At 46.9% G+C, this 8,731-nt stretch carries 12 protein-coding genes, 1 pseudogene and 1 riboswitch; of the genes and pseudogenes, 12 read left to right on the top strand and 1 reads right to left on the bottom strand.

Features of this window, described 5'->3' with window-relative positions:
• The coding region (locus AC29Z1_RS00305) for an LUD domain-containing protein (RefSeq protein WP_488269475.1) at positions 1 to 201 on the bottom strand (201 nt) is incomplete at its 3' end.
• On the opposite strand from AC29Z1_RS00305, the gene AC29Z1_RS00300 reads away from it, so the two are divergent.
• From AC29Z1_RS00300 to AC29Z1_RS00245, 12 genes and pseudogenes are all read left to right on the top strand, one after another.
• Positions 140 to 484 (top strand): hypothetical protein, encoded by a 345-nt coding sequence (locus AC29Z1_RS00300; RefSeq protein ID WP_488269454.1) that lies wholly within the window; start codon positions 140 to 142, stop codon positions 482 to 484. The two genes, AC29Z1_RS00305 and AC29Z1_RS00300, sit on opposite strands and share 62 nt — an antisense overlap.
• A gap of 247 nt (positions 485 to 731) precedes the next feature.
• Positions 732 to 904: riboswitch (cobalamin riboswitch) on the top strand.
• A 95-nt stretch (positions 905 to 999) separates the two neighbouring features.
• Positions 1,000 to 1,407, top strand: coding sequence for a cobalt-precorrin-5B (C(1))-methyltransferase (locus tag AC29Z1_RS00295; protein WP_488269453.1), 408 nt, complete (start codon positions 1,000 to 1,002; stop codon positions 1,405 to 1,407).
• Positions 1,394 to 1,648 (top strand): hypothetical protein, encoded by a 255-nt coding sequence (locus AC29Z1_RS00290; protein WP_488269452.1) that lies wholly within the window; start codon positions 1,394 to 1,396, stop codon positions 1,646 to 1,648. Before AC29Z1_RS00295 ends, AC29Z1_RS00290 begins: the two co-directional genes overlap by 14 nt.
• A 35-nt stretch (positions 1,649 to 1,683) precedes the next feature.
• A complete protein-coding gene (locus AC29Z1_RS00285; RefSeq protein ID WP_488269451.1) occupies positions 1,684 to 1,827 on the top strand; it encodes a hypothetical protein in 144 nt (47 codons plus the stop codon).
• A 29-nt stretch (positions 1,828 to 1,856) separates the two neighbouring features.
• Positions 1,857 to 2,620, top strand: a pseudogene (gene cobM, locus AC29Z1_RS00280) (precorrin-4 C(11)-methyltransferase).
• A 3-nt stretch (positions 2,621 to 2,623) separates the two neighbouring features.
• The gene (locus AC29Z1_RS00275; RefSeq protein WP_488269450.1) at positions 2,624 to 3,694 is read left to right on the top strand and encodes a cobalt-precorrin 5A hydrolase; all 1,071 of its coding nucleotides are present in this window, start codon (positions 2,624 to 2,626) and stop codon (positions 3,692 to 3,694) included.
• Between the two features lie 20 nt (positions 3,695 to 3,714).
• Entirely contained in the window at positions 3,715 to 4,404 is a 690-nt protein-coding gene (cobJ, locus tag AC29Z1_RS00270; RefSeq protein ID WP_488269474.1) for a precorrin-3B C(17)-methyltransferase, read from the top strand.
• The gene (gene cobK / locus AC29Z1_RS00265; RefSeq protein ID WP_488269449.1) at positions 4,401 to 5,183 is read left to right on the top strand and encodes a precorrin-6A reductase; all 783 of its coding nucleotides are present in this window, start codon (positions 4,401 to 4,403) and stop codon (positions 5,181 to 5,183) included. The genes cobJ and cobK overlap by 4 nt, the downstream gene beginning before the upstream one ends.
• A 43-nt stretch (positions 5,184 to 5,226) precedes the next feature.
• Complete coding sequence (locus tag AC29Z1_RS00260) at positions 5,227 to 5,853, top strand: precorrin-8X methylmutase (RefSeq protein ID WP_488269448.1); 627 nt, start codon at positions 5,227 to 5,229, stop codon at positions 5,851 to 5,853.
• A 26-nt stretch (positions 5,854 to 5,879) separates the two neighbouring features.
• The gene (locus AC29Z1_RS00255) at positions 5,880 to 7,286 is read left to right on the top strand and encodes a cobyrinic acid a,c-diamide synthase CobB (protein WP_488269447.1); all 1,407 of its coding nucleotides are present in this window, start codon (positions 5,880 to 5,882) and stop codon (positions 7,284 to 7,286) included.
• 1 nt (position 7,287) lies between these two features.
• A complete protein-coding gene (cobU, locus tag AC29Z1_RS00250; protein WP_488269446.1) occupies positions 7,288 to 7,869 on the top strand; it encodes a bifunctional adenosylcobinamide kinase/adenosylcobinamide-phosphate guanylyltransferase in 582 nt (193 codons plus the stop codon).
• Positions 7,862 to 8,731, top strand: an 870-nt coding sequence (locus tag AC29Z1_RS00245; protein WP_488269445.1) for a cobyric acid synthase, incomplete at its 3' end; no start/stop codon positions are given. The genes cobU and AC29Z1_RS00245, both read left to right, overlap by 8 nt.

Genomic DNA, 8,731 nt, shown 5'->3' with positions numbered 1-8,731 from the left:
GATATCGGCGGTACGGCTAGGACCGGTAATAAAGGTGATATAACCACGGTCGTAGACTTTGGAGACGACCTCCATGGCTTCTGTTATTCCGGGTACTATCTTACTACTATTCATAAAGACAATGTGGACAGGAGGTAGCATGGAGACAAGCCGACTTTCAAACGCTAATGCATCCTGGCAGACACTACCTGACTCGGCAATACCAAATTCAACGGCAGAGATGCCAATATCGGCGGTTTCGGCATGTTCGGCAATATCTGCCTGCGTGTTATACAGGCTGACACCGATTTATGTTATCGCAGATTTAATTCCAGATGATTGTATCAGCGGGCTTTCAACTGCTACTATTTTGCGAGCATTGGTGTATTTTATCAAATTAGTGACTATGTCTTTGGCTTCAACCGCTGTCTTAACACGAAATACTTCGGTGGCCGCATTTTTTGCTCTGGTTTCGAATTCAGAAAACAAACTTGCATTCGTATAAGAGGTAAGCGCTTGGTCCCAATTTTCACTCACTTTTTTCAAAATATCCACTCCCCTATAACAGATTTCAACGGTATGATGGTCTGACCAGTATAACATTTCGCAACAAATACCAAAAAATCCTCTTGCCAATTAACAAAAAACGCAAAAAATACAGAAAAATTTTTAAATTTTAAGTTTGGATAATTTTTGTTTTATTCAGCAGGAGAAAAGTTAGCTATAGGGAATAGATAATAATAGCATAAATTTGATAGTGTAAGGGAATAGGTGCTTTATGCTTAATAGGGAAGTCCGGTGTAATGCCGGCACGGTCCCGCCACTGTAATGGGGATGCTGCCTAATATATGCCACTGGGAAACTGGGAAGGCTTAGGTATGCGATGAACCAGAGTCAGGAGACCTGCCTATTCTAACACACACCGCTAGGACCTACGGAAGATGGGCAGGTGTGGGTACAATATTCAGGCAATTTTATTTGCTGTTTGGTGTTTACCCCCTGCTGAAGGGGGTTTTTCTATTGGCTGATAAAAAAATGCGCAAAGGGATAACTACAGGAACTTGTGCTGCAGCGGCCGCTAAGGCAGCAGTTATGGTTTGGTTAGGCCAGCCTGTGGCGATAACTCATGTTTTTTCACCGCAAGATGTACGATTGACGGTACCAGTAGCTGAAAGCCGGTTGGTTGCCAGTGGCGGAATGGCTGCAGTAATTAAAGATGCTGGTGATGATCCGGATATAACCAATGGTGTTAGGATTAAGGCGGAAGTAAAGATTACTGATACGCCGGGAGTAGTAATTAAAGCCGGTGGGGGAGTAGGAATCGTGAGTAAGCCCGGACTGGCGGTGCCGGTGAGTGAACCGGCCGTAAATCCGGGCCCGCGTTTGATGATTACCAGAGCTGTGGGCAGAGTGTTTGCCAAAAGGTAAAGGCGCTATTGTAACCATCTCAATTCCTGAAGGAGAAACATTAGCCGCCAGAACGCTTAATCCTAACTGGGGATTAAGCTTTTCGACTGCTAATATTGTGCCGATATTAGGTTCAGCTCCAGAGGCGCTGGAAGGCTTACTGGTAGCTGATGTGATTTTGATAGGCGGCAGTGGTGGGAAGTTGCCTGACATTTTGCGTTGTACTGATCAATTGCTGAAACCGGGGGGCGGCTTATTGTAACAGCAGTTACCGTCGAAACCTTGTCTACCGCCCTTGTGATTATGCAGCAACGTTCTGACTATCATGTCGAGGCGTGCAGTGTGCAAGTGACGCGGAATCAGCCGGCGGGTGCCGGCCATATGTTTAAAGCCCTTAATCCAGTAGCTATCATTACATGTACTAAACAGGCTGACCAATAAGTAAGCAGTCTAAAGGAAGGAGATTATCCATGAAAGTATTTTTTGTTGGAGCCGGTCCGGGCGATCCTGAACTCATTACGGTGAAAGGACAGCGTCTTTTGAATCAGGCGGATATTATTATTTATGCCGGTTCATTAGTTAATCCTGCGCTGTTATCTTTGGCGAAAAACGGTGCTGTTGTTTATAATAGCGCTTCCATGACGTTGGATGAAGTCATTGCGGTTATGGAACAAGGGGTTAAAGACAATAAGCTGGTAGTTCGGTTACATACCGGTGATCCCAGCATTTATGGTGCGATTCAGGAGCAAATGGATGCCTTGGCACGCAAAAACATCGATTTCGAAGTTATTCCAGGGGTTAGCTCCTTCCTAGCTACTGCAGCGCATTAAAACAGGAATATACATTGCCTGATGTATCCCAGACGGTAATTATTACCCGGTTAGAAGGACGTACTCCTGTACCGGAAAAGGAAAAATTAGTTAAACTGGCCAGCCATCAGGCCACCATGTGTATTTTCCTGAGTGTACATATGCTGGACAATGTGGTCAAAGAACTTGTAGATGGCGGGTATACCTATGAAACGCCAGTAGCCATTGTGCAAAAAGCATCCTGGCCTGATCAAAAAATTTTTCGCGCGACGTTAGGCACCATTGCCCAAATTGCTAGAGAAAACATGATTGACCGTACGGCCATGATTGTGGTCGGTAAGGTATTAGATACTAATTATGCTTTGTCGCGGCTGTATGCGCCGGAATTTGGCCATATGTTCAGGCCCGCGCAGGAGGTTAAATAAGTTGTGAAGCTGGCTGTCATCTCAGTTACCCGTAAAGGGGCTGAATTAGCTGAACGGATAGCACCGCTCTTAGGCCCAGAGGTAGATGTCTATGCTAAGCGTGGGCGTAATCTTCCTGGTTCAGCTAATACTTATAGTTCTTTACATGATTTGGTAAGTGAAATATTTCCCCTATATGATGGCTTGGTTTTTATTATGGCAACAGGAATCGTCGTGAGGGTTATCGCAGCCCATGTAAAGGACAAGCGGTTTGACCCGGCGGTAGTGGTCATGGATGATGGCGGCAACTATGCCATTAGTCTGTTGTCCGGTCACATCGGTGGCGGCAATCAATTAGCTAGGATTGTGAGCGCTGCCGGCGCTATGCCAGTGATCACCACAGCTACTGATGTCGCCAAACTTCCGGCTGCTGATGTATTGGCCGTTAGACTGAACTTGACTATTGAACCGTTTAATTCAGTAAAAACAATAAACTCAGCCATTGTTAATGGTGATAGGGTACTGTTTTTTATTGATAACGACCTAGCTGAGAGCGAACGGTATATTTCTCTGGCTGCCCGGTATAATGTTGCGTTAGGTGATAGTAATCAACTTATTTATACAGACAAGTATGATGCAGCGGTAGTTATTACTGACAGGGAATTTACGATTCGTAAACCACATCTGTATCTACGTCCTAACAGACTAGCACTCGGTATTGGTTGCCGACGGGATACCACCAGTGCTGAAATTTTGTCAGCAATTAAACTAGCTTGTCAAACAATTGGACGGGATGTTGACAGTGTTGCAGTGATGGGCAGCACGGTTATAAAAGCTGATGAGCCAGGCCTGCTTGCTACAGCAGAGCACCTGGGTGTGCCGATAAAATTTTTTACTCATGAGCAACTCAAGCAGTGTATCCAACAATATGAGTTATCGTTATCTGCGTTTGTTAATGAAAAGATAGGAGTGGGAAATGTATGCGAACCAGCAGCAATACTAGCGGGGCGGAACCACCATCTGATTTTGCCCAAAACCAAGTATTCCAAAGTGACGGTGGCCGTAACAACGGTAAAATATCGGTGGTGGGAATAGGACCGGGAAGCCTGGTGGATATGACGCCCCGAGCCCGACAAGCGATTGAAAATGCCGATATTGTTGTTGGCTATGATACATATTTGGATTTGATAAAGGATTTGTTACAAGACAAAGCCACAATTGGCACAAGCATGATGCAGGAAATTGACCGCTGTCAGGCAGCTGTTGATAAAGCAATGACTGGAAAACAGGTAGCGGTAATTTCTAGCGGTGATCCTGGAATATATGGTATGGCAGGTTTGGTGCTTGAACTTGTAAGCAAACATCCGGTAACGCTTCAGCCAGAAGTTGAGGTGATTCCCGGTATTAGTGCCGTCGGCGCAGCTGCTGCCATCTTAGGAGCACCGCTGATGCATGATTTCGCGGTTATCAGCCTCAGTGATTTGTTAACTCCTTGGGAAATGATTGAAAAAAGAGTAGAAATGGCGGTAGCCGGAGATTTTGTTATTGCTATCTATAACCCCAAAAGTAGGCGGCGGACAAGCCAAATTGAAATTGTGCGCGAGATTGCGCTAAAGCACCGACGGGCTGATACACCTGTGGGAATTGTGCATCACGCTACTCGGAGTAAAGAAGCTATGACGTTGTCAACCTTGGAGAATTTTACGCATGAGCATATTGATATGTTTTCGTTGGTGATTATTGGCAACAGTCAGACTTATGTGGCTAATGGTAAAATGATTACTCCCAGAGGCTATCACATATGATTTTAGTACTGGCTGGCACAAAGGATGGACGGGAATTGGCTGTCCATTTGGCTGAACGCGGTTATAAGGTATTGGTTTCGGTAATCAGTGATTATGGTCGGCAATTGTTGGAATTACCAGGACTTGCTGTTCATATCGGTCAACTGTCTTTGGCGGGGATGAAGGAATTGATAGCAGCCCAAGGCATAAAAGCTGTTGTGGATGCCAGCCATCCCTATGCCGTGAATGTATCAGCAACTGCCATGGCGGCCTGTAGAGCCAGCGGGATTCAGTATATCCGCTATGAGCGGTCGAAAGTCAGTGTCCCTAACTATGAAAAGCTGCATATAGTTAAAGATGCTACGGAAGCCGCAAGGGTTGCCGCAGGGCTTGGCAAGGTAATTTTTTTGACTACCGGTAGCCGTACATTACACATATTTAAGGCTGAACCGCTGCTGGCAGATTGCCGCCTGATTGCCCGGGTGCTTCCCCAGCCGGATGTGATATCCGAATGTATTGCATTAGGGTTTAGTCCTGGCGATATTGTTGCCATTAAAGGGCCGTTTTCGCATGCGCTTAATGTGGCACTATTCAAAGAGTATGGGGCAGAGGTTGTAATAACCAAAAACAGTGGTACTATTGGCGGTGCTGATACCAAAATATCAGCCGCTATGGAACTGGGACTGCCGCTGATTGTTATTGACCGTCCGGCCATGGAATATAAGAATCTGTGCAAGACACAAGCCGAAGTTCTGGCGCTGCTGGCTAATATAGCAAGCAATAATTGGTTTACTTGCTAGCCAAAGGATTTGTTAGCCGCTGTGATTATATGGAGGGAATACTATGGAATTTATAACAGACCCCCTGGCTATTGAAAACCGCAGTATGGAGATTATTGCACCCTACTTGGACGGTTTGCATTTAGATGAACGAGCAAGTAAAGTCTATTTGCGCATTATTCACGCTGCCGGTGACCCCGACTATGCCCGGATTATCAAAATGCATCCGGAAGCAATTGCTTCCGGACTTGCCGCGCTACAAAGCGGTTGTAATATTTTCTGTGATGTAGAAATGGTGCGCACTGGTATTAACAAACGCCGGCTAACTGAACTCGGCGGTCAGGCCTATTGTCTGGTGGCTGATGAAGGTGTGGCTCAGGAAGCTAAGGCTGCCGGTATTACTCGTTCGATGGCGGCTATGCGCAAATTTGGTGATAAGCTCAATGACGCCATTGTGGCTATCGGCAATGCTCCTACGGCCTTGTTGGAAGTGTTGACAATGGTTAAAGAAAAAAGTATCAAACCAGCATTGATCGTTGACGTACCTGTTGGCTTTGTCGGTGCTGCCGAAGCTAAAGACCTGCTGCATACGACTTCGCCAGTGCCATATATCACTGTATTAGGCAACAAAGGTGGTAGTCCCATTGCAGCCGCTATCGTTAACGCAATGATATATATGCTGGGTCGTTAACGTACTGAATATAGGGGGGAATGCCCATGGGCCAAATATCCATTCCTCGGATAGTTATAGCCGGAGTCAGCAGTGGTGTTGGTAAAACCACCATTGTTACCGGTATATTGTCAGCTCTGGCTCAACGCGGCCTTAACGTGCAGTCCTATAAAATTGGTCCTGACTATATTGACCCAGGCTTTCATCGTCTAGCCAGCGGCAAAAACGCACACAATCTTGACACTTGGCTGGTACCGCCGGAAACCTTAACAGCAATCTTTGCCAGTACTGCAGCAGGAAATGATATTGCTGTTATTGAAGGGGTTATGGGATTGTATGATGGCGGGCGCGCGGGTATGAGCAGCACGGCTGCGGTAGCAAAAATGCTGAATGCGCCAGTAGTTTTGGTTATTAATGCCAAGTCTATGGGCGAGAGTGCTGCGGCGATGGCGCTGGGGTTTAAAATGTATGATCCGGAGGTTAAGCTGGCTGGGGTCATTTTGAATCGGCTTGGTTCCGAAAGCCACAAGTTAATGATTTGTGAAGCATTTGCCAAACTTGGAATTCCGGTTCTTGGCACCATGTTTTGTAATCACGAGCTGGTCATGCCGGAGCGGCATCTGGGTTTGACACCGGTGACTGAACAGGATGCATCTGCCATTGTGGCGGAAATGGGGCGCCAAGTGGCTAAAGCAGTTGCTTTGGATGACTTGTTGGAGCTGGCAAAAAACACTGAGCCATTAACCCATTATCATATATCTGCTGCCGATGAACCGATAGGGCGGGCAAGAGTCCGGATTGGTGTAGCCCAGGATGATGTTTTCACTTTTTATTACCCATCCAGTCTGGAGGTTTTGGAATCAGTTGGCGCCGAACTTGTGTCTTTTAGTCCGCTTAAGGACAGGTATTTGCCTGATGTGGATGGGCTACTATTGGGCGGCGGGTTTCCGGAGATGTTCGTCAGGGAGTTGTCGGCCAATGTTTCGATGAGAAAGGCTATAATGCGCGCAGCAGCAGAGGGCATGCCTATTTATGCGGAATGTGGCGGTCTTATGTATCTGGCACGTCAGATTATTGATTTCGCTGGGCAGGCGTATGATATGGTTGGAATTATTCCGGCGGTATGCCAGATGCAGTCTACGCTTGAAACCGTAGGTTATGTCGAAACAACCGCCCTGCAGGATAATGTGTTATGCTGCAGCGGTGAATCGCTGCGCGGTCATGAATTTCATTTTTCCCGGATGATTCCTGATATAAGTACCGAGGAGTTTCCGTGGGCGTTTGAATTCAAAAAAATGCGGACAGGAGCCAAATACCCTGGGGGTTATGCGGCAGGTGAGGTATTGGCGTCCTATCTGCACATGCATTTTGCCGGTAATAGACAAGCTGCCAGACGGTTTGTTGAACGATGCAAACGATACAAGCACTCGACCGGCCAAGGAGGAATTTATTAGTATGTCAGCAAAAATTGTTTTGGTTACCGGCGGGGCACGCAGCGGTAAGAGTACATTTGCTGAGCGGTATGCGGCGCAAGGCGGGAGAAAGGTTGCATATATTGCTACTGCTCAGATTTATGATGATGAAATGCAAGAAAGGGTAACACTCCATCGAAGTCGCCGGCCAGCCAGTTGGCCGACGTTCGAGGCCCCTTACCATGCCGAAGAGGCTATGGCTCAGGCTGTCCAGTGTGCCGATGCGGTGCTGTTTGACTGTCTGACACTATATACCAGTAATTTACTCTTAGCTCCGGATGCACCCACTGACCGGGAAGAACGTTATCAAGCTGTATTGGCAGCTATCGATAAACTATTAGCAGCTGCCAAACAGGCGTCTGGGGATGTGATTTTTGTTACCAATGAAGTCGGCACGGGTATTGTGCCAGAAAACGCGCTGGCGCGTGAGTATCGCGATGTTGCTGGTATGGTGAATCAGAGAGTAGCTAACATGGCTGATGAAGTATATCTGGTGGTTTGCGGTATGGCTGTGGAACTCAAAAAACTAGCCGTCCGCCTGGGGGAGGCTGGGCATAATGGCTAAAGCGATTATGCTGCAGGGAACCAGTTCGCATGTTGGCAAAAGTATTTTAGCAACAGCCTTATGCCGGATATTTAAACAAGACGGATACCGGGTAACGCCATTTAAAGCTCAAAATATGGCACTTAACTCGTATGTGACGAAAAACGGTGGTGAAATGGGACGAGCCCAGGTAGCTCAAGCGGAGGCCGCAGGATTGGAACCAACGGTAGAAATGAACCCGGTATTATTAAAGCCTACTGGTAATGCCTGTTCACAAGTCATTGTTATGGGGAAGCCTGTTGGCAATATGTCGGCTAGCGAATATCACTCTGGTTATAGTTTTACTGTGCAGGGGATTATATCCCAGTGTCTTGAGAAACTGCATAACGATTTTGAGATTATCGTAATTGAAGGCGCTGGCTCTCCCGCAGAGGTTAACCTCAAAGCCAATGATATTGTTAATATGCGGATTGCCAAACTGGCGGCAGCACCGGTACTCTTGGTGGCCGATATTGACAGGGGTGGAGCACTGGCTTCCATCGTTGGCACACTGGAGCTATTAGAGCCGGATGAGCGCGAGCTGGTTAAAGGCATTATTATAAATAAATTCCGGGGCGATATGAAGTTGTTGAAACCAGCACTGGATTTTCTCGAAGCCAAGACAGGTAAGCCAGTCGTTGGTGTTATCCCTCATCTTGACCGCTTGGGGATTGATGATGAGGACTCGGTATCGCTGGAAGATAAACAACCGTTGGCCAACAGCGGTGATCTCGACATTGCTGTGCTGTGTCTTCCGAGAATATCCAATTTTACCGATTTTGATGCTTTAGCCCGCGAAACCGATGTTCGGCTGAGATATGTACACCAGGGAGAGGCCATTGGC

It is taken from the genome of Sporomusa sp. (assembly GCF_057736855.1).
The sequence above is the reverse complement of the archived record's forward strand: the minus strand, read 5'-3'. Positions and strand labels throughout refer to the sequence as shown.